This is a genomic window from Mycobacterium tuberculosis complex sp. N0072 (genome assembly GCF_030323725.1).
GTDB lineage: Bacteria > Actinomycetota > Actinomycetes > Mycobacteriales > Mycobacteriaceae > Mycobacterium > Mycobacterium tuberculosis.
Genome location: NZ_CP040689.1, coordinates 607,048 through 632,646, shown reverse-complemented (window position 1 = coordinate 632,646; position 25,599 = coordinate 607,048). Strand labels below are relative to the sequence as shown.

The following is a 25,599-nucleotide window of genomic DNA, read 5'->3' as shown; positions in this document are numbered from 1 at the left end:
TCGAGCGGTCAGCGAAGCGGCGCGAACGCGAACTCACGCAGTCCTTCGCCTGGATCGACGGCCGCGCGGAACCCGAGCACGCGGGCGGCCCGCGCGGGATCGGCGACAATGTGGCGCACGTCGCCGCTGCGGTAGTGCCCGGTGATGGCCGGGGACATCGAGCCACCGCGGGCGTCGCATATCGCGGTTGCCACCTGAAGGATCGAGATGGGGCGCCCGGAACAGACGTTGACCGCGGTAAACCCGTCGCGGTCCGCTTCACCCAGATGCACCGCGGCGAGGTTCGCCGCGGCCACGTCGTCCACGTGCACGAAGTCCCGCATCTGGCCGCCGTCTTCGAAAACCTTTGGTGGCTTGCCTTTTTCAACCGCCGAGCGGAAGATCGCGGCCACTCCGGAGTAGGGGGTGTCGCGCGGCATGCCGGGGCCGTAGACGTTGTGGTAGCGCAACGCCACCACCGAACCGCCACTCGCTTCCGACCACGCCAGCGCGTAGTGCTCCTGCGCGGTCTTGCTGGCCGCGTACAGGCTGCGCGGGCGCAACGGGGCATCCTCGTCGACCAATTGCCAGATGACTGGCTCGCCGCACCCCGGGCAACGGTGCTCGAAGACCCCATTGTCCAGGTCGGCTCGCCGCCGCGGCAGCGGGTCGACCGGTCCATGCTGGGGACAGTCATAGCGCCCCTGCCCGTAAACCACCATCGACGACGCCAGCACCAAACGGCGGACCCCGGCGGCGAACATCTGCGCCAGCAGCACCGTGGTGGCGAAATCGTTGTGGCCGCCATAGGCGGGTGCGTCGGCGGCGTTGACGCCGGCACCCACCATGGCGGCCTGGTGACACACCAGATCGACACCGGCCAACAACGGGGCCAGCGCGCTGGCGTCGCGCACGTCGACCCGCTGGCAGCCCGGTGGCAGCACCGGGTTTGGCCCGTGCGCGGCGGCCAGCAGCGCGTCGACGCCCACCACGTCGTGACCCGCAGCCCGTAACGCCGCATCCACGCGCGACCCGATGAAGCCGGCCGCGCCGGTCAGCAGCACCCTCATGGCAGCTCGAACGGCAACGGAACACCGGCGTGGTGTTGACAGTGCGTGCACGTGCGCTCGTCGGCGACCCGATCGATGGCGGCCCGCACCAGCCTTTTGAGCAGTTCGATGTTCTCCCCGAATGCGGCGAACACGTCGGCGGCTTTCACGCCATCGCCAGCAGCGACGCCGGCATCCACATCTGTCACCAAAGCGATTGCTGCGTAGCATAATTCGAGTTCGCGAGCCAGCACCGCCTCGGGATAGCCGGTCATGTTGACCAGATTGCACCCGGCAGCGGCGAACCACTGGCTTTCCGCGCGGGTGGAAAACCGCGGACCCTGGATCACCACCATGGTGCCGCCGTCGACAACACCGGGCAGGCCGGTCACCGCGGCCCGCAGCGTGGGGCAGTACGGATCGGCGAAGGCGGCATGGACACCGCCGAAGTCGAAATAGGTGTCGGCGCGGCCGCTGGTGCGGTCGACCAGCTGATCGGGCACCACGACCGCGCCGGGCTCGAGTTCAGGGTCCAGGCTGCCGACCGCACACGGCCCGAAGACCCGCCGCACACCAAGCGCGCGCAGCGCCCACATGTTGGCCCGATACGGCACGGCGTGCGCCGAGTACTGGTGATGGGCGCCGTGGCGGGGCAAGAACGCGACGTCGTGCACCCCGATGGTGCCGATCGTGATCGGGGCGCTGGGTTGACCGTAGGGGGTGTCCGAATTGACTGTGCGGGTGTCCGACCCAAAGAAGGTGTAGAAGCCGCTGCCGCCGATCACTCCGAGCATGCGCCCATTGTTGTGCATAGGGCAGGATGCCCTGGTGGCCAGTTTCGCACAGTGGGTCTCCGGCGCGCGGCCCCGAACGCTGCCGAACGCGATCGCGCCAGTGGTTGCCGGCACCGGCGCCGCGGCCTGGCTGCACGCGGCCGTGTGGTGGAAAGCGCTGTTGGCACTGGCTGTTGCGGTGGCGCTGGTCATTGGGGTCAATTACGCCAATGACTACTCCGACGGCATCCGCGGCACCGATGACGACAGGGTGGGTCCGGTGCGGTTGGTGGGCTCGCGGCTGGCGACCCCGCGCTCGGTGCTGACCGCTGCCATGACGAGCCTGGCGCTCGGTGCGCTGGCCGGGCTGGTTTTGGCGCTGCTCAGCGCGCCGTGGCTGATTGCGGTGGGTGCGATCTGCATCGCCGGGGCCTGGCTCTACACCGGCGGGTCAAAACCCTACGGCTATGCGGGCTTCGGCGAACTGGCGGTGTTTGTGTTCTTCGGGCCGGTCGCCGTGCTCGGTACCCAGTACACGCAGGCATTGCGGGTGGACTGGGTGGGGCTGGCACAGGCGGTAGCAACGGGTGCGTTGTCGTGCTCGGTGCTGGTGGCCAACAACCTGCGCGACATCCCCACCGACGCGCGGGCCGACAAGATCACGCTGGCGGTGCGGCTGGGAGACGCCCGGACCCGGATGCTTTACCAGGGCCTGCTGGCGGTCGCCGGGGTGCTGACGTTCGTGCTAATGCTGGCCACGCCGTGGTGTGTGGTGGGCTTGGTGGCCGCGCCTTTGGCGCTGCGCGCTGCCGGACCGGTGCGATCCGGGCGCGGCGGGCGCGAGCTGATCCCGGTACTGCGTGACACTGGGCTGGCCATGCTGGTGTGGGCGTTGGCGGTGGCGGGGGCATTGGCGTTTGGTCAGTTGAGCTAACTTCGAACGTGCACTCAGGGCGGGCTCCGTCGGCGTGTCGTCGCCGTAGGTGCACACTCGACGAGAACAGATAGGACGGGTATGACGGAGATCGCCACGACCAGCGGCGCCAGGAGCGTCGGGCTGCTCAGTGTCGGGGCGTACCGGCCCGAACGCGTGGTCACCAACGACGAGATATGCCAGCACATCGACTCGTCCGACGAGTGGATCTACACCCGAACCGGCATCAAGACCCGCCGATTCGCCGCCGACGACGAGTCGGCGGCTTCCATGGCGACTGAGGCCTGTCGACGGGCACTGTCGAACGCCGGCCTGTCGGCGGCCGACATCGATGGCGTGATCGTCACCACCAACACCCATTTCCTGCAAACCCCGCCGGCCGCCCCAATGGTCGCGGCGTCGCTGGGCGCCAAGGGCATACTCGGGTTCGATCTTTCGGCGGGGTGCGCCGGATTCGGATATGCGCTTGGCGCAGCGGCCGACATGATCCGGGGCGGAGGTGCGGCCACGATGCTGGTGGTCGGCACGGAAAAACTGTCCCCCACGATAGACATGTACGACCGCGGCAACTGCTTCATCTTCGCCGACGGCGCGGCCGCAGTGGTGGTGGGCGAGACACCGTTTCAAGGCATTGGACCAACCGTGGCGGGTAGCGACGGCGAACAGGCCGATGCCATACGGCAGGACATCGACTGGATCACTTTCGCCCAGAATCCCAGCGGCCCACGCCCGTTTGTGCGGCTCGAAGGTCCCGCGGTCTTCCGTTGGGCAGCGTTCAAAATGGGCGACGTCGGTCGGCGCGCGATGGACGCCGCCGGGGTGCGACCCGACCAGATAGACGTGTTCGTCCCTCATCAGGCCAATAGCCGCATCAACGAGCTGCTGGTCAAGAACCTGCAGTTGCGGCCCGACGCGGTGGTCGCCAACGATATCGAGCACACCGGAAACACCTCGGCGGCCTCCATTCCGCTCGCGATGGCCGAATTACTGACGACCGGCGCGGCCAAGCCCGGCGATCTGGCCCTGTTGATCGGCTACGGCGCCGGTCTGAGCTATGCCGCCCAGGTGGTGCGAATGCCGAAGGGTTGAGCGCGCGAAGATCGGCGCTAGCCAGGGATCAGCCGTGCGGGCCGGTCGTGCCGGGGCTGCCGAACAGCGAACCGCCGGCACCGCCGCCCCCGCCGGCCGCGCCGGCCCCGGGGGAAGCGCCAAACCCGGCGGGCCCGCCGGCCCCGCCGGCCCCGCCGTCACCGCCGTTGCCAAGCAGCTGGGCATCACCGCCGCGGCCGCCGTCCCCGCCGTCGCCACCATCGTTGCCGGTGCCGCCGCGGCCACCACCGCCGCCGGCACCGCCGGCGCCGCCGTCGCCGTACAACCACCCACCCGCACCACCGGCCCCACCGGCACCCCCGTCGCCACCGATGGCGGTGGTGCCGCGGCCACCGCCGCCGCCGACGCCGCCGGCGCCACCGTTGCCGAACCACGCGCCCGCACCACCGGCCCCACCGACAGCCCCATCACCACCGGCACCGCTGCCGCTGCCGAAGCGGCCACCGCCGCCGCCACCGGCGCCGCCGTCGCCGCCGTTACCGAACAACCACCCACCACCGCCACCGGCCCCGCCGGCCCCGCCGTCACCGGAGGAAAGGCTGAAGACAGCACCGCCGACACCGCCGACGCCGCCGGCGCCGCCATCGCCGTACAACCACCCGCCCGCACCGCCGGCCCCAGCGGCACCCCCAGCCGCACCGAATCGAGCATCCACTCCGCGTCCGCCCCAGCCGCCGTCCCCACCAAACCCGAACAGCCCGGCATCGCCACCATCACCACCCAGCCCACCAGTGGCAACCTTGATTGAGGCGGCCCCGCCGGCCCCGCCGGCCCCCCCATTACCAAGCAACCACCCACCAGCACCACCGGCCCCACCCGCACCCCCATCACCACCGGAATCCTGGGTGCTGCTGCCGTCGCCGCCGTCGCCGCCGACGCCGCCGTCGCCGCCGTTACCGAACAACAACCCACCAGCACCACCGGCCCCACCCACACCCCCAACGCCACTGACGCCGGTGCCGGACTCGTTACCGCCGTTGCCGCCTGCGCCGCCGTCGCCGCCGTCGCCGTACAACCACCCACCGGCCCCACCGGCCCCGCCGGCCCCGCCGGCCGCCCCGCTCTGGCCGAACCCACCCGCGCCACCGGCCCCGCCAAACCCGTACAGGCCGGCGTCACCGCCGTGACCGCCCGGCCCGCCGGTGGTGCTGACCCCGGTGACGGCCCCGCCGGTCCCGCCGGCCCCGCCGTTGCCGAACAGCCACCCGCCGGTCCCGCCGGCCCCGCCGGCCGCACCGGTACCCCCGACCCCGCCGGTCCCGCCGTGGCCGATCAGCCCGGCGGCGCCGCCGGCCCCGCCGGCCTGCCCGGCCGCACCCGACCCGCCGTTACCGCCGTTGCCGTACAACAGCCCGCCTGCCCCGCCGGCCTGACCGGTCCCGGCCGCCCCGTCGGCGCCGTTGCCGATCAGCGGCCGCCCCAACAACGCGAGGGTGGGCGCATTGATCGCGTTCAGCAACTGCTGCTCCACGTTGGCGGCCTCGGCGCCCGCATACGCACCCGCACCCGCGGCCAACGCCCGCACGAACTGGTCGTGAAACGCCGCCGCCGCAGCGCTCAGCGCCTGATATTGCTGGGCGTAGGAGGAAAACACGGCCGCCACCGCCGCCGACACCTCATCGGCACCGGCGGCCAACAGCGCCATCGTCGGGGCCCCGGCCGCCGCATTGGCCGCACCGATAGCCGACCCAATACCCGCCAAATCCGCCGCCGCAGCCGCCACCAGCTCCGGGGTTACCAGCAAATTAGACATCGCACACCTTCCCGCAACCCACACCCGGTGCAGCCAACGTTAGGAGCCGCCAATCGCGGCCGAGGCGAATCGCCACGATCAGCGCAAACACTGTGCTGAATGCCCAACCCACTTGTGCACAATGCCGACTACCAGGCGCCCCGCGCTCACTGTTCTTCGGGTAGCGACTCGCCACGCAGCCGGGCCCGCAGCCGTTCCCGCTCGGCGCGCCGACGCTCACCGGCCACCGCGAGCGCGGCCGTGGCGCGCCGCCGCAGCGGGCTGAACACCCAAATGCCCAACGGCATCGCGATGATCAGCCCGAACAGCGTGGCCACGACAACGGGGAATTCGGTCAACCCGATCAGTCGCGCGACCCCGAAAATCGCTGCGCTGACCGCCACCACCAGCAGCAGCCGCGCCGTCGCATAGACCAGTATGTCGACAACACCCCGAGTGGTCTTGTCGTTAGGCGCTTCTGACACAGCCTGAGCCTACGGCGCGGGTATATTCGGTCCAAGGAGGTGTCGAGTGCTCTACCTGCTCCTCGTGCTGATTTTGGCGACGCTGATCTACCTTGGCTGGCGCGCTGCACGGGCACAGATGAACCGGCCCAAGACTCGCGTCATCGGGCCCGACGACGATCCAGAGTTCCTGCGGCGGTTGGGGCACGGGGACAATAACCGTTCCTAGGTGAAGCTCGGTTTGCAGCGCCGCGGGTCGCCGGGGAATCCAGCGGCCACCACCGCTGCCAGTTCGGTGAGCGCTTCGCGGGTCTCCCGCCGCAACCGATCCAGCGCGATTTCGGCGCCTTCTTCGAGGTGTGGGTCGAACGGCACCACGCGCACCGCACGGCAACGCCTGGAGAAGTGCTCGACGACCTTGCCCACGTCGACCTTGCCCGCGCGCGGCCGCACCGCGTTGACGACGGCGATCGAGTTGCGCACCTGGTCGTCGTGGCCGTGGGCCTGCAGCCAGTCCAGCGTCGCCGCGGCGCTGCGGGCGCCGTCGATGGACCCCGAGCTGACCACGACCAGTACGTCGGACCTAGGCAGAACCGCCGACATCGCCGAGTGCAGCAACCCGGTACCGCAGTCGGTGAGCACCAGGCCGTAGAACCGCTCCAGAATGTCCAGGGTGCGGGTGTAGTCGTCGGCGCTGAATGCGTCCGAGGAGGCCGGATCACTGTCCGATGCCAGCACTTCCAGCCCGCTGGGTCCCTTCGATGTGTAGCCGCGAACGTCGCTGTAGCGCTCGATGCCGTCGGCGTCGCGCAGCAGGTGCCGCACCGTGGCCGGCGTCTCGAGCGGGACCTTTTGGCTCAGTGTGCCGCGGTCGGGATTGGCGTCGACCGCGACAACCCGGTCACCGCGCAGGTCGGCAAAGGTGGCCCCCAGGGTCGCGGTGATCGTGGTCTTGCCGATACCCCCTTTCAACGACAACACCGCGATCCGGTAGCAGCCGCGCAGCGGGCGGTTGACCTGAGCGACCAGGTCGTTGAGGTGCGCGGCCCGAGGGCCTTCCCCGGCGTTGATCAGCCGACCCGACAGCAGATAGAGCAACCGACGCCAGCCTTCCGACGGTGGCGGCTTGACCGGCCTCAGCAGCGTGGTGGTGGCCAGTTCCGGATACGGCGTATGGGGCACCGGCTCGAGACGATACGGCGGCCTTTCAGCCGGGCTGGCCGGGCCCTCATCGGGGCCGCTGTAGTAGGCGCCGTAGGCCGTCGGGTCGAGCCGCTGGGTGCGGAATCCCGCAACTGACCTAGTCGGTGTTTCACCACCGGCCGCAGCCGGTGGTGCCCCCACGGATGGCACGGGCGGCAACTGCACGGTCGGATGATCCGTGCCGCCGTTGCCGCTATCGGGGGCTCCCACGCCCGTCCTCGGATGCTCGGTCACCAGCACTCCCCCTTGCTGCGGTCCTCGGGTCGGTTGCAGACGAACGGTCAGCCCACGCCCGCATACGAGTGCAGGCCGACGGTCACCAGGTTAACGAAGAACAGATTGAAGACCATGGCCACGAAGCCGGCGACATTGATCCAGGCGGCCTTGCGGTCCCGCCAACCCGCCGTTGACCGCGCGTGCAGGTACGCCGCGTACACCACCCACGCGACGAAGGACACCGTCTCCTTGGGGTCCCAGCCCCAGTAGCGGCCCCAGGCTTCCTCGGCCCAGATGGCACCGAATATCACCCCGAAGCCGAAAACGGGGAAGGCGAAGATCGTGGTCCGGTAGGCGATTCCGTCCAGGGTTTGGGCATCGGGGAGCCGCCGCACCATACCCGCCAGCGCGCCTTCACCGGTTGGCTCACCCAGCCGCGATGTGCGCACAAGGAACAGGATGCTGGCGACACCGGCGACCAGGAATACCCCAGAACCGAGGCTGACCACCGACACATGAATGGGCAGCCAGTAGGACTGCAGTGCCGGCATCACCGGGGCGGCATTGGCGTAGAGCCAGCGTCCGGACACGGTGAGCAGGATCAGCACCGGGACCAGCAGGAAGACCCACAGCGGCCGGTATCGCGCACGGCGCAGCACGACCGCGCCGGCGATGAGCCCGGACAAGCAGGTCAGGTTGATGAACTCGTACATGTTGCCCCACGGCACCCGCTGGGTGGCCAGGCCGCGCAGCACGACGCACGCCAGCAGTAGCCCGATGCCCAGATAGGCGACGGCCAGCCCGCCCCGCCCGACGCGTTCGTCGAACGGCCGGTGCCGTTGGTCCGCCACGATCCCAGGGGTAGCGCTATCGGTGGCCACCGATCCGGCCGGCACGGCCAGCGGCGCGAGTCCGCGACCGCGAACCTGGGCGAACTCGAACGCCAGCAGCAGCAGCGCGACCACCAGCGCCACCACGGCCGAGGTGAACGCCCAGTCGGAGTAGCGGGCCAGGCCGACGTTGACGTGCAGCGTGTTCAATCGACGTCCCTTCCGGTCCCTGCGGCCGCTTCGGCCATGTCCGGGGACCGCGCCTCAAAACCCGCCAGCAACCGCCCGGTCAGCCGCTCGAACTCGGCGCCCCACCCGGAGTTGTCGGTGCGCGTCAGGCCGCCCAGCTCGACGTTTACCGTACCCGCGGTCGTCGGCGTGATCCGCGCCCACACCCGGCGCCTGCGCACCAGCAGCGACACCAGCAGTCCCGCCATCATCGTGATTGCGAAGACCAGCACCCAGGACTGGCCGGGGTCGTGGGAGACCTGCAGGTTGACGAACGGCACCGCGCCGTCGAACCGGACCACCGTGCCGGCCGCCGGGCCTTGGTCGATGCGGACTTGCTGACCGGCGCGCAGGTTGACCCGCTTTTCCTTGACCAGCCGGCCCTGCTCGATCAGCCGGTGGTCCAGGGTGAACAACGACTGGGGCCGCCCGCTGTCCAGGCCGGTGTCGCCGCGGTAGATGTCGATGGCCACCGCCGGGGCATTGAGCGCGGGGAAACGCGACGACAGCAGGGTGCCGTCGAGCTGCTCGGTGGGAGCCAGCAGGCCCTGGATGGCGATCTGGTGTTTGCGACGCTCGTCGGGGTTGGGGTAGCTGCCGGCCGGCGGGTCGATGCGCACGACGCCCGCCGACAGCAGGGTCTGCGGGTTGTCGGGTCGCCACTGCACGGTCGACGTGCGGGTCTGCCCGTCCGGGAACGTCACGGTGAAGGTGGGCGCATAGCCGTGGCCCTGCAGGTACACCCGGTCGCCGCCGACCCGCAGCGGGTGATTGACCTGCAGCCGGTAGGGCCGCCAGCTGTTGGCGATCAGGTCAGCAGTGGCCGGGTCGGCCTGATAGTCGATGTCGGCGGCGAACGAGGTGGCCTGCCCGGACGGCAGGTAGTGCGCTTGGAAGTTGTTGACCCGCACACAGATCGGGTGCAACGACGTGCCGTCGACGGTGTTGCCGGCGCGAAACGAGTCGAACGCGGCCGGCGACGCCGAACAAAAACCGGGTCCGCCGTCGGCTATCACGATCACGTTGCCCTCGTAGCCGAACAGCTTGCCGACGGCCACCGCCACCAGCAGACCCAGCAGCGCGAAGTGGAACACCAGGTTGCCGAACTCGCGCAGGTAGCCCTTCTCGGCGGAGACTTCCACGCTGTCGCCTTGTTGCCGGGTGATGCTGCGCCAGCCGCGCAGCCGGCCCGTGATGGTGGCGGCCAGGGCGGCGGGCTCGCCGGCCAGCCGGGCGTGGGCGTGCTTGGGCAGCCGGGCCAGGTTGCGCGGGGCGGCGACCGGTGTAGCCCGCAGGCTGCGGGCGTGCTCGATCGTCCGCGGGGCCAGACAGCCGACGAGGGACACGAACAGCAGCACGTAGATGGCGGTGAACCAGAAGCTGGAGAACACGTCGAAGGCCTGCAGCTCGTCCAGCCACGGACCGATGAGTGGGTGCGCGGCCAGGTAGTCGTCCACCTTGGCGGCGTTGAGGCCACGCTGCGGCAGCAGGGCCCCGGGTATGGCAGCCAGCGCGAGCAAAAACAGCAGCACCAGCGCGGTGCCCATCGACGTCAACGACCGCCACATGTTGCGCGCCTTTTGCGCGGCACCCTGCCCACTCAAATCGGCAACCTCACGTCGGAAACGAAGGCGTCGCGCAGCCACGACACGACGTCGTTCCACACCCCGGTGACCAGCGCGGCACCGACCGCGATCAGCAGCGCCCCGCCGAAGATCTGGATGGCCCTGGTGTGCCGGCGCAGCCAGCCCAGGCCCGCCACCGCCCACGCCGAACCGAACGCCAAAAGCACGAACGGAATCCCCAGCCCCAGGCAATAGGCAATCACCAGCACGATCCCACGCGCCACGCTGGCACCCTCGGTGGCCGAGGCAACGGTGATCACCCCGGTCAGCGTCGGCCCCAGGCACGGTGTCCAGCCGAGCGCGAACACCGCGCCAAGCACCGGCGCCCCCGCTACGCTCGTCAACTGGCGCGGCGTGAACCTCGCCTGGCGCTGCAGGGCTCCGATGAACCCCACGAACACCAGGCCCATGACGACGATCAGCACGCCTCCGACCCGCTGCAGCAGCAGCTGATTCGTGATCAGCGTGGTGGTCATGCCCAAGACGGCGACGGTGCCCAGCACGAACACCGTCGTGAACCCCGCCACGAACAGCGCCGCCGATCCGGCGACCCGCCAGCGGGCAGCCACCGGGGGTTTGACGACGCCGGCCGGCAGCTGCTCGTCCACCCCAACGACGGCCGCCAGATACGACAGGTAGCCGGGCACCAGCGGCACCACACATGGTGAGGCGAACGACACCAGACCAGCCAGCAGACATACCCCCACCGCCACCAGCAGTGGCCCCACCGCGGCAATCTCGGTGAACCCGGTCATTGCGCCCCCACCGGAGCCCGACCCGACGGCTCCTCCTCGGCCACCCGCTCGACCACCGGCTGCAGGTCCGCAGCCAGCAATTCGCGCAGAAACACCGCCGCGACCCGGTGCTGACGGTCCAGCACCAGCGTGGACGGAATGACGCTGGTGGGGTATTTGCCACCGAATGCGATCAAGGTGCGCATCGCCGGGTCATAGATCGACGGGTACGTCACATGCCGGTCGTTGATGAAGTCCTGGGGCGCCTGGCGGTTGTTGTCGCGCACGTCGATCCCGAGGAACGACACACCCGCACCTCGGGTGGCGTCATACACCCGCTGTAGTTGGCTGACCTCGGCCCGGCACGGCCCACACCATTGCCCCCACACGTTGACGACGACGACCTGCCCAGGGAAGTCGTCCAGCGACACACTGCGCGCCGGATCCGCCAGCTCCGGCCCAGACAGTGGGCCCGGGCGGCCGCGGCTGGCAGGCGGATCGTAGAAGATGTCGGTCTTTCCGCCGGGCGAGACGAATTCGAACGTGCCGCCTTGGGCGACGGCGTCGCGCCCGGAACAGCCGGTGAGCAGCAATGCCGATACCGCTGCGGCGATCACCAGCCGGCGCATGGTCAAAGCGCCGCTCCTTCTGGTCGCTCTGCTCTGCATCGTCGCCGGCGCGGTCAAAGCGCCGCCGGCTGCGAATACACCACGTCAACCAGGCGGTCGCCGTCGTAGATCAACGACGTCACCGAGGCCAGTGCGCAGTCCCGACGGCGCGGATCGTGCCAGAGGCGCTTACCGGTCAGATACAGCCGCAGCGTCCACACCGGCAGCTGATGGCTGACGCACACCACCTCATGGCCGGCGCCGCGGACACGTGCCTTGTCCACCGCGGTCGTCATTCGGGCAGCGATATCCACGTAAGGCTCACCCCACGACGGGGTGAACGGGTTACGCAGCTGCCACCACACCCGCGGGTCGCGCCATGCCCCGTCACCGGGGCCGACGCGGCGGCCCTCGAAGAAGTTGGCCGATTCGATCAGATCCGGGTCTGTCTCCACCGCAAGGTCATGCCGGGCGGCGATGGGCGCGGCGGTCTCCTGGGCACGCTGCAAGGGCGATGCGATTACCGCGACGATGTCGCGGTCGGCCAGCGCGTCGGCGACGGCGGCGGCCTGCGCCGCGCCGGTTGCGGACAGGTGGAATCCGGGCAGCCGCCCGTACAGGATGCCGGTAGGGTTGTGCACCTCACCGTGGCGCACCACGTGGACTTGGGTTTCCTCGGGCATCAGGCGGGCCTTTCCTGGGCCGCCGCTCGGGCCGCGGCGGGCAGCGCGTTGGCGATCCGGCCGAACGCCGCGTCGTCCAAAGCGGCCGAGACGAACCATGCCTCGAAGGCACTGCACGGCGGGTAGACACCGGCGTCCAGCATGGCATGAAAGAACGCTGGATAACGCCAGGTCTGGCTGGCCCGCGCGGACGCGAAGTCGGTCACCGGTGTTTCGCCGAAGAACACACTGAGCATATTGCCTGCCCGCGAAATCTGGTGTGGCACAACGGCATCCGTCAGTGCTTCGGAGAGCAGGCCGGCCAGGCGGTCAGCGTTGGCGTCCAATGCGGTGTAGACCGCGTCGTCGGCGGCCCGCAGCGTTGCCAGCCCGGCGGCAACCGCCACCGGGTTACCCGACAACGTGCCGGCCTGATACACCGGCCCCAGCGGCGCCAGCCGCTGCATCACCTCGGCGCGCCCGCCGAACGCGGCGGCGGGCATCCCGCCGCTCATCACCTTGCCGAAGGCGAACAGGTCAGCGGGCACCGGATCGATTCCGTACCAACCACTTCGGCTGACCCGGAACCCGGTCATCACCTCGTCGAGGATGAGCAGGGCGCCGTGCTCGGCGGTGATCGCGCGCAGCGCCGCGTTGAAGCCGGGCCCGGGCGGGACGACTCCCATGTTGCCGGGGCTGGCCTCGGTGATTACGGCGGCGATCTGCTCGCCGAACCGGGCGAAGGTCTGCTGTACGGCATCGATGTCGTTGTAGGGCAACACGATCGTGTCGGCTGCCGCGGCGCCAGTGACCCCGGGGGAGGACGGCAGGCCCCGTGACGATTGCGAGCGCGGCGAAGCCGGGCGCTGGGGGTCGTCACATAAGCCCAGGGTGGCCACTCCCGAACCCGCGTCGGCGAGCAATGCGTCGACGTGTCCGTGGTAGCAGCCGGAGAACTTGACGATCTTGGCCCGGCCGGTGAATCCGCGGGCCAGCCGCACGGCGCTCATAGTGGCCTCGGTGCCGGAGTTCACCAGCCGTATCCGCTCGACGGGAGCTACCCGGCCGATGATCTCGCCGGCTAGTTGGGTTTCGGCGGGAGTCGGGGCCCCGAAGGACAGGCCGCGGGCTGCGGCCTTGGCCACTGCCTCGACGACGGCCGGATGCGCGTGACCGAGGATCATCGGGCCCCATGAGCAGACCAGGTCTACGTAGCGGTTGCCGTCGGCGTCAATCAACCAGCAGCCGTGGGCTTCGGTAATGAAGCGCGGGGTGCCGCCCACCGCCGTGAACGCCCGCACCGGGGAGTTCACTCCGCCGGGTATGACGCTGCATGCGGCCTCGAACAGCTGCGCCGATGTGCGCGCGGCTCCCCTTACCCGCGAGGTGGCCTGTTCCGTGCTGCCCATGACGACTAGTGTTCCAGCCTGCCCAGGTCGCTCAACTACAGGGTGTAAGAGTTTGCCGCAGCCACCAGAGGTTTGCTTGATGCCGCGGCCGGTCCACGAGTTGGATGGTGGGCATGCAACTACCGCAGTGGCTGGCTCGGTTCAATCGATATGTCACCAACCCCATTCAGCGGCTATGGGCCGGCTGGCTCCCGGCGTTCGCGATTCTTGAGCACGTGGGCCGCCGCTCGGGCAAGCCGTACCGTACCCCGTTGAACGTGTTCAGCGCGGACGTCGACGGCCGGGCGGGCGTGGCGATTTTGCTCACCTACGGTCCGAACCGCGACTGGCTGAAGAACATCACCGCGGCCGGCGGTGGCCGGATGCGCCGCTACGGCAAAACCTTTGGTGTCGCCAACCCGCGGCGGCTCACCAAGGCCGAGGCGGCGCCGTATGTCAGCAGCCGATGGCGGCCGGTCTTTGCCAGACTGCCGTTCGACGAGGCCGTACTGCTCACCAAGGCCGATTAAGGGGACGTCGCACCAATGTGGTGACCAAATAACACCCAACGACCACTGCCCAGGACAGCAGGCTGAGCCAGAGCTGGCTGCGCGCGGCGTAGTCGAACGCCATCCGCGCCAGCACGGCGACAATTCCGGTCACCGTGACGATCGACAGCCCCGGGAAAAGCCACATCCGTACCCCCAGATTTTGGCCAGATGTCTGGCGACGCAACACGATCTGCGACAGCGCGATAAGCAGGTAGACGAACAAAATCACAGCGCCCGACGAGTTGAGCAGGAAAACGAATACCGTTGCGGGTGAGACCCATGCCATGATCACGCACAGGAATCCCACCACGGACGATCCCATGATCGCGAAGGTGGGGACTCCACGCCGGTTGACTTTGACCAGCTGGGCCGGCGCCTCCTGCCGGGCGGCGAGCACGAACAGCATCCGCGACGCGGTATACAGGCCCGAGTTCAAGCAGGACAGCACCGCGGTAAGCACGACGGCATTCATGATCTGATCAGCACCCCCAATACCCATGTGCCGCAGCGCGGCAACGTACGGGGAGGCGCCAAGCTCCAACGAGTTCCACGGCAGGATCACCGTGAGCAGGAAGACCGAGCCGACGAAGAAGATCACGATGCGTGCCACCACCGTGCTCATCGCGCGTTGGACCGCTCGTTGAGGGTCCGGCGCTTCAGCCGCGGCGATGGTGACTACTTCCGTGCCAGTCATGGAGAAGATCGCGACCACGATGGCAGCGAAGACGGCACCTACCCCGTCGGGAAAGAAGCCACCGTGCGCGCTGAGGTTGCTGAAATCCATGCCATGGCCCGGCAGCAGCCCGAAGGCGAAAGCGGTGCCAAGGACCAGGAAGCCGACGATGGTGGCAACCTTGACTCCGGCGAACCAGAACTCGAACTCACCGAAGGATGACACCGAGACCAAGTTCGTCGCGGTCATCATCATCATCAGACACAGCGACGCCAACCACAGCGGCGCATCGATCCAGTAGGTTAGAACCTTCCCGCCGGCAACCGCCTCGAACCCCACGACGATTACCCAGAAGTACCAGTACAGCCAGCCAACCGAGAATCCCGCCCAGCCGCCCAGGGCTTTTGCCGCGTAGTCGGCGAACGCTCCAGTCGACGGATTGGCGGCGGCCATCTCGCCCAGCATGCGCATCACCAGAACGATCAGTGCGCCGCACAGCGCATAGGTCAGGAATGCCGCCGGACCGGTCGCACGGATAACCACACCAGACCCGACGAACAAGCCAGCACCGATGACGCCGCCGATAGCGATCATGTTGAGCTGACGCTGCGACAGTCCTGGGCGCAGTCCTGAAGTGGTAGCTATGGCACCTGCCTTCCGGTCCGTCGGGGGCAGTACTGGCGCCGCCGGGCAACTCCGTGCCCCCGGCTGTCACGCAGTCCGTGGGGTCAACGATACCGGCGACGACCAGCCGTCGAGTCGATCGCGGCCGTGGGCAGCTGGCATATCGGAGTCAGGCGGGTTCTCGGAAATGTTGGATGCCCCACGCGAGAGTGACCGTTGTCGGCGGCCTCGACCCAGTTCTTCAGGCCTACCCGCATCTTGTCGAGGTACTCCTGGGAGGACTTCCCCTCGAGTTCGAGACGCCGGGCTTCGAGTTCCTCGAACACTCGGCTGTAGTGCGTCCGCAGATTGCGAACCAGGTCTCTTTGGTCGAGCACCTCGAAACCGAGTGCCTGTGCGGCTTCACGCATAGAAGCGCATCGAGCCAAGGTCACGCAGGTTGAGCCGGTCGTAGACCGGCTGCAGCACACCGTCGGGAACATCGTCGGCCTGCATCGGATCGGTGAAGATCAGTTCGCCGCCGGGCCGCAACACCCGGAATGCCTCCTCGAGCACCTTTCGGCGGTCGGGCGCGTGCAGGATCGCATCTTGTGACCAGACGACGTCATAGCCGCTGTCCGGCTCGGGAATGTCGTCGAAGCTGCCATGAATCACCCGGATACTGCGGTCGAGTCCGGCCTGACGGTTCTTCTTACGGTTGGTCTCGTTCGGCACTTCGGAGATGTTGAGGCAGGTGATCGAACACCCTCCCATACACCAGGGACGACCGGGCTACCGCTCGGTCATCATTGACACGCAGCTGCCGCGCAAAGAATACCGACTTCCGGTACCAGCCGTTTCCAGTTTTGCGAAAGTTCTTCATGCCGTCACTGCTGCGCAGCCGGGCCCCCACTACGGCGACTCGCCAGCCGTTACCGGTGTCACGATTGGCCGGTGCTACGGCGTGGCTGTGCGGGCAACACCGATCGGCGCGGCATCATGACGCCCATGGCAGACCTGACCCGCCGTGCCCTGCTCCGTTGGGGTGCCGGCGCCGGCGCGGGAGCCGCCGGCGTGTGGGCCTTCGGCGCCCTGGTGGACCCACTTGAGCCGCAGGCGGCCCCGGCGCCGTTCGAGCCCCCGACGGCGGGCAGCAGCTTGCCGACCAGGATCTCCGGCTCGTTCATCTCGGCGGCTCGCGGAGGCATCAAGACCAACTGGGTGATCTCCATGCCGCCCGGCCAGAGCGGGCAGCTGCGGCCAGTGATCGCACTGCATGGCAAGGACGGCAACGCCGGCATGATGCTGGATCTCGGCGTCGAGCAGGGGTTGGCCCGCCTGGTCAAGGAGGGCAAGCCAGCGTTCGCGGTGGTCGGCGTCGACGGCGGCAACACCTACTGGCACCGTCGCTCTTCCGGCGGGGACTCGGGTGCGATGGTGCTCGACGAGCTGCTGCCGATGCTGACCTCGATGGGTATGGACACCTCCCGGGTGGGATTCCTGGGGTGGTCGATGGGGGGATACGGCGCGCTGCTCCTGGGTGCCCGGTTGGGTCCGGCCAGAACCGCGGGGATCTGTGCCATCAGCCCGGCATTGTTCACGTCGTTCACCGGCAGCACACCCGGGGCGTTCGACAGCTACGACGACTATGTGCAACACAGCGTGTTGGGCCTGCCCGCGCTGAACTCAATCCCGCTACGGGTGGATTGCGGCACCAGCGACCGCTTCTACTTCGCCACTCGCCAATTCGTCAACCAACTGCACCAACCGCCTGCCGGCAGCTTCTCGCCCGGAGGACACGACGCGTCGTACTGGCGCGAACAGTTGCCCGGCGAACTGGCTTGGATGGCGTCCTAGCTGACGTGGCGCAGCGTGGCGGTGGCTGAGGACAGCTGAATTCGGACGGACATGTTTCGCGAAAGAACCACCCCTCGACGACGAACGTGGTACGAATGAAATGGTTTTGGAGGTTCTGAGATGAGTCCGATGCTGCTGGCCTTCCTCACCGCCGCGGCGCCACTCGCCGGACTTGGTCTCCTGCAGTTGCAGGCGCGCCTTGAGCGTTGGGATTACGAACGGCACGCAGAGGACTAGCACGTCGACCGTCGTCACGCTAAACCCTTTGCGTGGCTCGTGACTCCCAACTCATCCAACCAACTCCATGCTGATCAGCGGCGCGATCTTGTCCGCCAGATACTCATGTCCCGCATCGTTGGGATGCACGCCATCCGCGCCGATCAGCTCGGGCCTGTCGACAAACCAGTGGTCGGCGATCGGGTCGACAAACACTGCTCCTGCGGCCCGCGCCTGAGCGCCCAGCACGTCGCGAATCCGCAGCATTGGGCCAGGTACGTCGGCGGTAGGCCACGGCGGTGCGATCACCAGCAAGCTCGCGGATGGTGCGCGGTGGCGCGCTAGATCGAAAGTGTCGCGGACCTTTTCGGCCAGCATCTCGGGATCCTCAGGATCCATGCCTTGGTCGTTGCGGGAGCCAAAGAACACCACCAGTGCATCGTCGGGCTGGACGGCCCTGGCGGTCAGATCCTCAAACACGTTGCCGTGGTCGCCGGGCACCCCGTAGCCGGCCCGGCCCTCGGCGGCCACGTCGGCTGCGATCCGCACGCCACGTGCAGCGAGCATCTGCCAGGTGCGAGCGGTCCATGATTTCGAGCCCAGACCGCCCTCATCGGTGCCGGTGGTATAGGAGTCGCCAATCACCGCGACCGGGTTAAGCCGGTAATCCAGGGTCAGTGGGCGGTAGGACCGCGGGCACCCTGGATTGCCGACGACCAGGCCGACCAGGAGAGTGAGACCAATGACGTATGTACCCGGGCGACTCACACTGACTCCACTGATGGCTCCACTGGACTCGGCTCAAAGTTGAACGGGTCGTGCGCCGCGTCCAAATCAAGGGAATCGTACGAGGAAACCGATGTGAACTCGCGTCGACCCGCTGCAGCCCCACTCAACCGTCACACCGCGCGGGCCGAAACCCCTTCCAGCGCATCGTCGATTTGATAACGCGTGCTGCCTACCGGCTCCCCGGGCTCGCTTCTCGCACTCGCGGCTTTGACGTCGACCATCCGGCGCATCCATCGGCGGCCCGGTTCTTCGACGAAGTGATACAGCAAGATCGCAGCCCCCAGGGCGATCGCGAGCAGACCGACGACGTTCCATTTCCACGGCTGATCCTGCAGCGCAAGCTCGTATTGTTGCACGGCCCATCCCCAGGCGGTATGCACCAGCTCGTGCACCATGTAGAGGCAAAACGAGATCTGCCCGCCAAAAACCATCAACCGCGTCGACAGCAACGCCGGCAGGCTGCCGACGCCAATCGCCAGGCTGATCACCAGCGGAACGAACAGCACGTCGACCACCCCGCCGCTGTCCTCGACCCCGGCGAGCGGATGCGCGTGCAACAGGTAGAGGATGCCGACAATCGCGACGCCGACCAGCACGGAAAGGTACCCGGCGATGCGGCGAGCGCGATCGGTCGGCCGCAACCTGCGGACGGCGGCACACGCCAGCGCTCCCGCGGCGAATTGCGTCACGATTCGGGGCAGCCAGCTCCATGGCGTATAGAACTGGCCGCTGGCCAACAGCAGCACCACGGGCGGCAACGACGCCGCGAAGGCCAGCCACATCAGGCCCCGCGCCCTGGTGGCGTGCTTCATCCGGAAGATGACCAGAATGAGCAGACCGAACAGCAAGTAGGCCAACCATTCCGCACTGATCGACCAGGCCGGTCCATCCCAACTGGATCCATCGAAATACGGCTGAAACCACAGCTGCACCAGCAGGATCTGGCGCACATAGCTGATCGCGGTCAGCTGGCCTGCCTCCGGAGACGGCACGTGACCGACGTGCAGCGTAAAGATGACCCACACGGCGGCCAGGTGCAAGGTGACCAGGTACACCGGCCACACCCTGGCCAGCCGCAGCCACAAGAAGTGCAGGTTGGCACGGACCGACCACGACCGGCCCATGCGGTCGAGGTAGTTCCAGGTCAGCACGAACCCACTGAGGATGAAGAAGAGGTCTACACCCTGCGCGCCGCAGTCGAGCACCGGCGCGAGGGCGTCGCGGAAGCCCGGTGACGCATCACCCAACATCGGTCGGAAGTGAAACAGCACTACCCACACCGCCGCGACGATGCGCAATCCTGTCAGGGCCCTAATTTCTCCGGTGATCTCTGCAGCGCGCACGCCGTTCTTTCCGTCTGAACTCTGCTGTCTGGTCCGCCTTCTAGGCTGACCGGGCGGCTGATCCATACCACCGGCCATATCATCAGCCCCCGACTAGCAACCGGCAGCCATCGCAGCCTAACAGCGCCATGGCCGCGACGGCGTGGGTCGCCGGGAGCACCCCGAAAATCGCTTCTTAGCAAAGAGTTAGAGGCGGCTTTCGCTCCCCTTAGATTTTGCGGGTTTGGTTAAAGGCAGCTTTAGCCGGCGATCGGTCGGCCCGCAACGCGACGGAGAACGAGGCTATTGATGACTACCACGATCCCGACGTCAAAATCGGCTTGCAGCGTCACGACGCGGCCCGGAAATGCCGCCGTTGACTACGGTGGCGCTCAGATTCGGGCCTACCTGCATCACCTGGCGACAGTGGTGACCATCCGAGGCGAGATCGACGCCGCCAATGTCGAGCAGATCAGCGAGCACGTCCGGCGTTTCAGCCTCGGAACAAATCCGATGGTGCTCGACCTGAGCGAGTTGAGTCACTTCAGTGGGGCCGGCATCTCGCTCTTGTGCATCCTCGATGAGGACTGCCGAGCCGCCGGCGTCCAGTGGGCATTAGTCGCGAGCCCCGCAGTAGTCGAACAGCTAGGTGGCCGCTGTGACCAGGGCGAGCATGAATCCATGTTCCCGATGGCGCGCTCGGTGCATAAAGCGCTCCACGACCTGGCTGACGCCATCGACCGCCGCCGTCAGCTGGTGCTACCGCTAATCAGCAGGTCAGCCTAAAACGGCGGTGGGTCGTCGTTGGGATCCGGTGGTGGGCCGTGGGTGTCGGTGGCCGCGGCGGTCTGGGTGAGCACCTGGGCGCGCTGGCGGGCGGCGTGGTTTTGTCGACGTTCGGTGGCGATGCGATAGGCCCGGTCTTGGGCGCGGGTGCGCCGGCGTTTGGGCATCATCGCTGTGCGCTGGTCGCAATGGTCGTAGGGTGGGTCGGCTTCCGGTGCCGGGATGCCGCCGCTGAAGTGGCACAAGCTGGGGAACAGCAGCGCACTGCCCGGGGTGCTGACATAGGTATGCCCGGACGGGGAGGTCAAAATCAGGGTGCCGTCGGGTAGCTGTTGATCACGCCATCCCCAAAACGTTTTCACCAGGTGATGGGTACGGCAGTAACATTTCAGGTTCGACGCATGGGTGGGCCCACCAGCGGCATACGGGATCGTATGATCCAGGTCGCAATTGGTGGCGGGCTCATCACAGCCGGGCCAGCGACACGTCAGATCCCGGCAGCGAACGAAATCGGCGAGCGCTTTCGACGGCGCATACCCCGGCTCGGGCGGCGCATCGCCGGGATGAACCAGCGGCACCAGCGTGGCCGTCTTGGCCAGCTCGGCCACCAGTTCGGCGGTGATCAGCCCGTCGGCGTTCATCTGCGATGCCGGCGCCGAGCCCGTGCCATTGATCGTGGCCGCCTCGGCGATCAGGTGAATCACCACCGGCGGGGCCGCAGGCCGCTTCCCGGCCGCACAATCAGCGCGCCCACAGCCACAGCCCAGCCGATCGGCCCCGCCCGCCAACGCCCCCAACGCGTCCGCGCGGCGCTGCTCACGGCTGCGCGGATCGTGCTCACACACGGTGCCCGCCAACGCGCTCAACCGCGCATCGAGGGCGTGTGCGTCGACGGCCAACAGGCTGCCACCGATCTGGCACACACCGTCTTGGCTTTCCCCGACCCAGAACTGGCGCTGGGCCCGATACTCCTTGCGCCGCCGCACCGCATCGGCATCGGCACGCGCCACGATCTTATCGACCTGCCCAGCCAGGCGGGCCTTGGTCATCGAGGGCCAACGCGCCACATTGGCGGCCAACTGCGCATCCACCGCCGCCAAAACATCAGGGTCAACGATCAAGTCGGTGCGATACACAATCGTGGCAAACATCAGATAGCCGATGTCGCCGGCGCTAAACACCTCAGCCGTCTTAGGCAGCCGCTCACGCATCGCCCGCGCATACCGCAACCGGCTGGCCGCCAGACCCTGACTGATCCGCAACGCCGCCGCCACCTCGGCGGCCACCGCCGCCATGGTGTCCATCACCCACTCCTCGCGGCCCCCGCAACGCGACCACCGATAGGCGAACAACTCCCCCAACGCCACCAACTGCGCCGCAGCGGCCCGGTTTTCGGCCCGAGTCGCCGAGCAGATCCGATCGATGAACGCCGCCGACACCCTCGTGGTCCGCGGAGCATGGCATTCAAACCGCTCATCAAAATGAGCGATCGCCTCCGGTGAAGGCATGCGCCCCCGCACCTGATCGAACATACTTTCGATACTACCAGCCGCTGCCGACACAGACCAGGGCCCGATCAAGCAGCAGCGGAAGTGATCCACGCAAACGGCTCAATGACACCAACCGCCGGGCGGACGCTGGTTCAAGCCGTCCGGATGTGCGTTCAAGCCAGCTCGCGCGCGCCGCAACCTGGCCGTCCCCACCACCGACAACACGCCGGCGATCGTCGCCAGCAGCAGGGTCAGCACCAACGGTTGCGGGTGATAGACCACCGACAGGGTGACCGGCTGGCCGTCGATGACGGGCGCGACGGCCACGGTGGAGCGGGTCCGCGACCAGCTCGCCGCAGATCCGGCAAGCGCGGCACAAGCCAGGAACAGTTCGGCCCCGGCCCGGTAGCGGGCGATCACCGCGCTGGCCCGGCGTCGTCACCGTTGACGTCGGCGACATCAGAATCCACGGGCCCGAGCCGCTCCTGAACCAGCGGAGTCAGCGCCGCCCGCAGCTGTTGATGACGACGCGCCCAGGCCTGGGCGGTGCGGCCTCCGGTCAGCTTCAGCCCGATTCCCACCCGGCCGCGCGGTACGCCGACGAGCTCGCCCAGGGTCCGCGCCGACTGCCACTTTGCCGGCTCTTCCCCGGACGTCTCGCGGCCGTCTGCCTCCGGATAGATTTTGACGATTTCGGCCAGCCTGATGGTCTCGGTGCCTTGGCGCAAGGCATCATGCGTCAGCTCGACCGACGTGTGAATCCGCGCCGCCTTCACCTGCAATGCCACGAACGCCGACACCATCACCAGAAAGATCGCCGGCGTTATCAACCCAACCCCGGCGCCGCTGGATATCTCGAGGAGGAGCACCGACACCGCCGCAAGCGGACCAGTCAGCACCCAGTACCAGCTCGCGCCGGGTTCGTAGAACAACAACTTGGGCTTGGTATCCCCGGTTGGTGTCATGTCAGGCCTCCGTCACGTAAGCCAGCCCGCCGCGTCTACCGCCCAGTAGGTGAGCACGATGTCGGCGCCGGCACGCCGGATACCGGTCAGCGACTCTAGCACCGCGGCACGCTCATCGATCCAATTATTGGCCGCCGCCGCACGAATCATCGCGTACTCTCCCGAGACCTGATAGGCGGCCACCGGGACCGGCGAGACGTCCGCCGCGGCCGCCACCACATCGAGGTAGCCCATCGCGGGTTTGACCATCACAATGTCGGCGCCTTCGTCGAGATCGAGCTCGATCTCACGCAGCGCCTCGGCGGCGTTGCCCGGCTCCTGCTGGTAGGTGCGCCGATCCCCGGACAGGCTAGAGCTCACCGCCTCGCGGAACGGGCCGTAGAACGCCGAAGCAAACTTCGCGGCGTAGGCCAAGATCACCACATCGATGTAGCCGGCGGCGTCCAAACCGTCCCGGATCGCGGCTACCTGGCCATCCATCATCCCACTGGGTCCGACCACGTGGGCGCCCGATTCCGCTTGCGCCACAGCCAGTTCCACATAGCGGGCCACGGTGGCGTCGTTATCGACCCGGCCCCGGTCATCGAGCACACCGCAGTGCCCGTGGTCGGTGAACTCGTCCAGACAGGTGTCGGCCATCAACACCGTGGCCTCACCCAGGTCCTTGGCCAGATCGCGAAGGGCGACGTTGAGGATCCCGTCGGGGTCGATGCCCGCCGAACCGACACCGTCCTTGTCCTGGTCGCGCGGCACGCCGAAAAGCATCAGCCCACCCACGCCGGCGGCCACCGCGGCTGCCGCGGCCCTACGTAGCGAATCCCGGGTGTGCTGTACCACGCCCGGCATGGAGGTAATCGGCCGCGGCTCGTCAATGCCGTCGGCAACGAACATCGGCAGCACCAAATGCCTTGGCTCCAACGAGGTTTGCGCAACCAGACGGCGCATCGCGACGGTGGAGCGGAGCCGGCGCGGTCGCTGCCGCGGATAGGAACTCATGCTCATTCGTAGCCGCGAGCGTACGCAAAATGCCAGCTCGGTCGGCGTGTCGGTGTACAGACACGCACGCTCACCTGACGAGGGTGGGCCACTAGCGCCTGCGGCTCTTCTTGCGCGGCGGGGGCAGCGCACCCTCAGCGCGCAACCGGGCGGCATGCTCGGCCAGCGCATCGACCAGCGGGCCGATGGCGGCGGTGTCCGGCTGGACATCGACCCGCAAGCCGAACTCGGCTGCGGTCTCGGCGGTCTTTGGCCCTATGCAGGCGATGATCGTCCGCGCGTGCGGCTTGCCGGCGATGCCGACCAGGTTTCGCACCGTCGAGCTGGAGGTGAAACATACCGCGTCAAACCCGCCCGTCTTGATCATTTCCCGGGTAGTGGCCGGCGGCGGCGCGGCCCGCACGGTCCGGTAGGCGGTGACGTCCTCGATCTCCCAGCCACGCTCTCGCAGTCCCTCGGCCAGCGTTTCGGTGGCGATGTCGGCGCGCGGCAGCAAAACCCGGTTCACCGGGTCGAAAACGCTGTCGTAGGGCGGGAAGTCGTCTAGCAAGCCAAGCGAGGACTGCTCCCCGGAGGGCACCAGCTCGGGACTGATTCCGAAGGCGCGCACCCGGTCGGCCGTCGACTCGCCGACACAGGCGATCTTCACCCCGGAGAACGCGCGGGCATCCAGACCGAACTCGCCGAACTTCTCCCACACCGCACGCACCGCGTTGGTGGAGGTGAACACGATCCACTGGAATCGGCCATCGACCAGGCCCTTGACGGCGCGCTCCATCTGCGCGGGGCTGCGCGGCGGCTCGACGGCGATGGTCGGCACCTCCACCGGCAGCGCGCCGTACGACGTGAGCCGCTCGCTCATCTCGCCGGCCTGGTCCTTGGTGCGCGGCACCAACACCGTCCAGCCGTAGAGGGCGCGGCTCTCCCACCAGTTCAGCTTTGCCCGACTGGTCACCGTCTTGCCGATGGTCACTATCAGCGGTCCGGCCTGGGAGTCCCTCCCGTTTGCGGAGCACGCGGGGTCGGTAGCGCCCAGGACGGCCGGGTCGGTCAATCCCTGAAGTGTGGTCTCGACCGAACGCTGCTGACAGGTGGTGCCGTGTGCGGTCACCACGCACGGAGTGGACTCGGCCAGCTGGTGATCGATCAGGCTGCGGGCCGATTCGGCTAGATGCGATGCGGTGGCCTGCAGGATCAGCGGCCCGGGTGCGGCAGCCAGCGCGTCCCAGTCGGTGTTTTCGGGGTCGATACGCACGTCGGCGACGGTGTGCGACGAACCCAGCGGCAACCCGGCATAGGTCGGGACCGCGCTGCTGGCGGCCAGGCCGGGCACGATTTCGATGTGCAGGTGGGTGCGTGCGACGGCGTTCACCTCGCTGATTACCGCATCCACCGTGAGCGGATCGCCCGCCACCAGCCGCACCACGTCGACACCCGAACGGGCCTCGGCGGTCAGCGTCTTGGCCACATCGGCGGGATCGCCCAGCGCCGGGCGGATGTCAGGACCACCGGAGACTACCGCGGACGCGGCCCGGCCGTGTTCCTGCGCACTTCCTCCGCCGGCCGCATCGCCGTTCCCGGCAACCGGCTCGGCGGGCGCCGGGCCGGACACGGGGGGCAGATCCGTGCCGATCAGCGCCACCACCGGCTCCGGTACGTCGGGATCGGTGAACACCAGCGCGGCGTTGGCCAGCACCGCGGCAGCCCGTGTCGTAAGCAAGCCGGGGTCGCCCGGACCGGAGCCCACGAAAACGATGCGGCCCGGTCTCGGCTTACGCCCTCGCGTCATGATTGTCACTCCCAGTCACTTCTTCAT

26 protein-coding genes and 1 pseudogene are annotated in these 25,599 nt (G+C 68.0%); 6 read left to right on the top strand and 21 right to left on the bottom strand.

Annotated elements, in window-relative coordinates:
- Positions 1–8: 8 nt before the first annotated feature.
- Together FF952_RS02830 and FF952_RS02825 are read right to left on the bottom strand one after the other, a co-directional pair.
- On the bottom strand, positions 9–1,049 hold the full coding sequence (locus FF952_RS02830; protein ID WP_003908541.1) for an NAD-dependent epimerase/dehydratase family protein: 1,041 nt from the start codon (positions 1,047–1,049) through the stop codon (positions 9–11).
- A complete protein-coding gene (locus FF952_RS02825; RefSeq protein ID WP_003911222.1) occupies positions 1,046–1,822 on the bottom strand; it encodes an S-methyl-5'-thioadenosine phosphorylase in 777 nt (258 codons plus the stop codon). The genes FF952_RS02830 and FF952_RS02825 overlap by 4 nt, the downstream gene beginning before the upstream one ends.
- 34 nt (positions 1,823–1,856) lie before the next feature.
- On the opposite strand from FF952_RS02825, the gene FF952_RS02820 reads away from it, so the two are divergent.
- Positions 1,857–2,735 (top strand): 1,4-dihydroxy-2-naphthoate polyprenyltransferase, encoded by an 879-nt coding sequence (locus FF952_RS02820; protein WP_003402865.1) that lies wholly within the window; start codon positions 1,857–1,859, stop codon positions 2,733–2,735.
- 81 nt (positions 2,736–2,816) lie between these two features.
- Entirely contained in the window at positions 2,817–3,824 is a 1,008-nt protein-coding gene (gene fabH, locus FF952_RS02815) for a beta-ketoacyl-ACP synthase III (protein WP_003402861.1), read from the top strand.
- Here fabH and FF952_RS02810 read toward each other — a convergent pair.
- Both FF952_RS02810 and FF952_RS02805 read right to left on the bottom strand, forming a co-directional pair.
- Positions 3,720–5,598 (bottom strand): annotated as a pseudogene (locus FF952_RS02810) (PE family protein). The gene fabH and the pseudogene FF952_RS02810 overlap by 105 nt on opposite strands.
- Before the next feature lie 146 nt (positions 5,599–5,744).
- Positions 5,745–6,062: a DUF4229 domain-containing protein gene (locus FF952_RS02805; RefSeq protein ID WP_003402853.1), complete on the bottom strand. Its 318-nt coding sequence runs from the start codon at positions 6,060–6,062 to the stop codon at positions 5,745–5,747.
- Between the two features lie 46 nt (positions 6,063–6,108).
- Between FF952_RS02805 and FF952_RS02800 the strand changes: the two genes are divergently transcribed.
- A complete protein-coding gene (locus tag FF952_RS02800) occupies positions 6,109–6,270 on the top strand; it encodes a hypothetical protein (RefSeq protein WP_003402851.1) in 162 nt (53 codons plus the stop codon).
- On the opposite strand, the gene FF952_RS02795 is transcribed toward FF952_RS02800, so the two are convergent.
- The 7 genes from FF952_RS02795 to hemL are packed head-to-tail and all read right to left on the bottom strand — an operon-like array spanning position 6,267 to position 13,556.
- Positions 6,267–7,484, bottom strand: coding sequence for a MinD/ParA family ATP-binding protein (locus FF952_RS02795; RefSeq protein WP_003904423.1), 1,218 nt, complete (start codon positions 7,482–7,484; stop codon positions 6,267–6,269). The two genes, FF952_RS02800 and FF952_RS02795, sit on opposite strands and share 4 nt — an antisense overlap.
- Before the next feature lie 41 nt (positions 7,485–7,525).
- On the bottom strand, positions 7,526–8,500 hold the full coding sequence (gene ccsB, locus FF952_RS02790) for a c-type cytochrome biogenesis protein CcsB (protein WP_003402849.1): 975 nt from the start codon (positions 8,498–8,500) through the stop codon (positions 7,526–7,528).
- Positions 8,497–10,086, bottom strand: a complete 1,590-nt coding sequence (gene resB / locus FF952_RS02785) for a cytochrome c biogenesis protein ResB (RefSeq protein WP_003402848.1) — start codon at positions 10,084–10,086, stop codon at positions 8,497–8,499. Before resB ends, ccsB begins: the two co-directional genes overlap by 4 nt.
- Positions 10,087–10,118: 32 nt before the next feature.
- The gene (locus tag FF952_RS02780; RefSeq protein WP_003402847.1) at positions 10,119–10,898 is read right to left on the bottom strand and encodes a cytochrome c biogenesis CcdA family protein; all 780 of its coding nucleotides are present in this window, start codon (positions 10,896–10,898) and stop codon (positions 10,119–10,121) included.
- Positions 10,895–11,506: a TlpA disulfide reductase family protein gene (locus FF952_RS02775; RefSeq protein ID WP_003911234.1), complete on the bottom strand. Its 612-nt coding sequence runs from the start codon at positions 11,504–11,506 to the stop codon at positions 10,895–10,897. Before FF952_RS02775 ends, FF952_RS02780 begins: the two co-directional genes overlap by 4 nt.
- 53 nt (positions 11,507–11,559) lie before the next feature.
- The gene (locus FF952_RS02770; protein WP_003402845.1) at positions 11,560–12,168 is read right to left on the bottom strand and encodes a histidine phosphatase family protein; all 609 of its coding nucleotides are present in this window, start codon (positions 12,166–12,168) and stop codon (positions 11,560–11,562) included.
- Positions 12,168–13,556, bottom strand: coding sequence for a glutamate-1-semialdehyde 2,1-aminomutase (gene hemL / locus FF952_RS02765; RefSeq protein WP_003402844.1), 1,389 nt, complete (start codon positions 13,554–13,556; stop codon positions 12,168–12,170). The genes FF952_RS02770 and hemL overlap by 1 nt, the downstream gene beginning before the upstream one ends.
- 113 nt (positions 13,557–13,669) lie before the next feature.
- Here hemL and FF952_RS02760 point away from each other — a divergent pair, with 113 nt between their 5' ends.
- Positions 13,670–14,065, top strand: coding sequence for a nitroreductase family deazaflavin-dependent oxidoreductase (locus FF952_RS02760; RefSeq protein ID WP_003402842.1), 396 nt, complete (start codon positions 13,670–13,672; stop codon positions 14,063–14,065).
- Here the strand turns inward: FF952_RS02760 and FF952_RS02755 are convergent.
- Genes FF952_RS02755 through FF952_RS02745 form a run of 3 tightly spaced genes read right to left on the bottom strand, consistent with a single transcriptional unit; the run spans position 14,049 to position 16,097 of the window.
- Positions 14,049–15,434, bottom strand: coding sequence for an amino acid permease (locus FF952_RS02755; RefSeq protein WP_003911231.1), 1,386 nt, complete (start codon positions 15,432–15,434; stop codon positions 14,049–14,051). The genes FF952_RS02760 and FF952_RS02755 overlap by 17 nt on opposite strands.
- Positions 15,435–15,487: 53 nt before the next feature.
- The gene (locus tag FF952_RS02750) at positions 15,488–15,793 is read right to left on the bottom strand and encodes a hypothetical protein (protein ID WP_003898493.1); all 306 of its coding nucleotides are present in this window, start codon (positions 15,791–15,793) and stop codon (positions 15,488–15,490) included.
- Positions 15,786–16,097, bottom strand: coding sequence for a class I SAM-dependent methyltransferase (locus FF952_RS02745; protein ID WP_014585060.1), 312 nt, complete (start codon positions 16,095–16,097; stop codon positions 15,786–15,788). Before FF952_RS02745 ends, FF952_RS02750 begins: the two co-directional genes overlap by 8 nt.
- 264 nt (positions 16,098–16,361) lie before the next feature.
- On the opposite strand from FF952_RS02745, the gene FF952_RS02740 reads away from it, so the two are divergent.
- Entirely contained in the window at positions 16,362–17,219 is an 858-nt protein-coding gene (locus FF952_RS02740; protein ID WP_003912593.1) for an alpha/beta hydrolase, read from the top strand.
- Between the two features lie 288 nt (positions 17,220–17,507).
- On the opposite strand, the gene FF952_RS02735 is transcribed toward FF952_RS02740, so the two are convergent.
- Positions 17,508–18,203, bottom strand: a complete 696-nt coding sequence (locus FF952_RS02735; protein WP_003402818.1) for an Rv0518 family GDSL lipase — start codon at positions 18,201–18,203, stop codon at positions 17,508–17,510.
- Positions 18,204–18,334: 131 nt separating this feature from the next.
- Positions 18,335–19,567, bottom strand: a complete 1,233-nt coding sequence (locus tag FF952_RS02730; RefSeq protein ID WP_003916685.1) for an acyltransferase family protein — start codon at positions 19,565–19,567, stop codon at positions 18,335–18,337.
- A gap of 288 nt (positions 19,568–19,855) precedes the next feature.
- Between FF952_RS02730 and oprA the strand changes: the two genes are divergently transcribed.
- Positions 19,856–20,332 carry an osmosensory protein OprA gene (oprA, locus tag FF952_RS02725; RefSeq protein WP_003402807.1) on the top strand — a complete coding sequence of 159 codons (477 nt, stop codon included), beginning with the start codon at positions 19,856–19,858 and terminating at the stop codon, positions 20,330–20,332.
- Here oprA and FF952_RS02720 read toward each other — a convergent pair.
- The 5 genes from FF952_RS02720 to FF952_RS02700 all read right to left on the bottom strand — a co-directional run bounded on the left by FF952_RS02720 (position 20,329) and on the right by FF952_RS02700 (position 25,572).
- The gene (locus FF952_RS02720) at positions 20,329–21,864 is read right to left on the bottom strand and encodes an HNH endonuclease signature motif containing protein (protein WP_096362006.1); all 1,536 of its coding nucleotides are present in this window, start codon (positions 21,862–21,864) and stop codon (positions 20,329–20,331) included. The two genes, oprA and FF952_RS02720, sit on opposite strands and share 4 nt — an antisense overlap.
- 78 nt (positions 21,865–21,942) lie before the next feature.
- On the bottom strand, positions 21,943–22,242 hold the full coding sequence (locus FF952_RS02715; RefSeq protein WP_003402715.1) for a hypothetical protein: 300 nt from the start codon (positions 22,240–22,242) through the stop codon (positions 21,943–21,945).
- Entirely contained in the window at positions 22,239–22,787 is a 549-nt protein-coding gene (gene mce1N / locus FF952_RS02710) for a transport-regulating membrane protein Mce1N (RefSeq protein ID WP_003402713.1), read from the bottom strand. The genes FF952_RS02715 and mce1N overlap by 4 nt, the downstream gene beginning before the upstream one ends.
- Positions 22,788–22,799: 12 nt before the next feature.
- A complete protein-coding gene (gene hemB / locus FF952_RS02705) occupies positions 22,800–23,789 on the bottom strand; it encodes a porphobilinogen synthase (RefSeq protein WP_003898491.1) in 990 nt (329 codons plus the stop codon).
- 85 nt (positions 23,790–23,874) lie between these two features.
- Positions 23,875–25,572 carry a bifunctional uroporphyrinogen-III C-methyltransferase/uroporphyrinogen-III synthase gene (locus FF952_RS02700; protein WP_003900163.1) on the bottom strand — a complete coding sequence of 566 codons (1,698 nt, stop codon included), beginning with the start codon at positions 25,570–25,572 and terminating at the stop codon, positions 23,875–23,877.
- Positions 25,573–25,599 lie beyond the last annotated feature (27 nt).

Bases quoted from the DNA above. Each gene is read 5' to 3' on its own strand.
- FF952_RS02830 (WP_003908541.1), bottom strand. From the start codon at position 1,049: ATGAGGGTGCTGCTGACCGGCGCGGCCGGCTTCATCGGGTCGCGCGTG.
- FF952_RS02825 (WP_003911222.1), bottom strand. From the start codon at position 1,822: ATGCTCGGAGTGATCGGCGGCAGCGGCTTCTACACCTTCTTTGGGTCG.
- fabH (WP_003402861.1), top strand. From the start codon at position 2,817: ATGACGGAGATCGCCACGACCAGCGGCGCCAGGAGCGTCGGGCTGCTC.
- resB (WP_003402848.1), bottom strand. From the start codon at position 10,086: ATGTGGCGGTCGTTGACGTCGATGGGCACCGCGCTGGTGCTGCTGTTT.
- FF952_RS02780 (WP_003402847.1), bottom strand. From the start codon at position 10,898: ATGACCGGGTTCACCGAGATTGCCGCGGTGGGGCCACTGCTGGTGGCG.
- FF952_RS02775 (WP_003911234.1), bottom strand. From the start codon at position 11,506: ATGCGCCGGCTGGTGATCGCCGCAGCGGTATCGGCATTGCTGCTCACC.
- FF952_RS02770 (WP_003402845.1), bottom strand. From the start codon at position 12,168: ATGCCCGAGGAAACCCAAGTCCACGTGGTGCGCCACGGTGAGGTGCAC.
- hemL (WP_003402844.1), bottom strand. From the start codon at position 13,556: ATGGGCAGCACGGAACAGGCCACCTCGCGGGTAAGGGGAGCCGCGCGC.
- FF952_RS02760 (WP_003402842.1), top strand. From the start codon at position 13,670: ATGCAACTACCGCAGTGGCTGGCTCGGTTCAATCGATATGTCACCAAC.
- FF952_RS02750 (WP_003898493.1), bottom strand. From the start codon at position 15,793: ATGCGTGAAGCCGCACAGGCACTCGGTTTCGAGGTGCTCGACCAAAGA.
- FF952_RS02740 (WP_003912593.1), top strand. From the start codon at position 16,362: ATGACGCCCATGGCAGACCTGACCCGCCGTGCCCTGCTCCGTTGGGGT.
- oprA (WP_003402807.1), top strand. From the start codon at position 19,856: ATGACTACCACGATCCCGACGTCAAAATCGGCTTGCAGCGTCACGACG.
- FF952_RS02720 (WP_096362006.1), bottom strand. From the start codon at position 21,864: ATGTTCGATCAGGTGCGGGGGCGCATGCCTTCACCGGAGGCGATCGCT.
- mce1N (WP_003402713.1), bottom strand. From the start codon at position 22,787: ATGACACCAACCGGGGATACCAAGCCCAAGTTGTTGTTCTACGAACCC.
- hemB (WP_003898491.1), bottom strand. From the start codon at position 23,789: ATGAGCATGAGTTCCTATCCGCGGCAGCGACCGCGCCGGCTCCGCTCC.
- FF952_RS02700 (WP_003900163.1), bottom strand. From the start codon at position 25,572: ATGACGCGAGGGCGTAAGCCGAGACCGGGCCGCATCGTTTTCGTGGGC.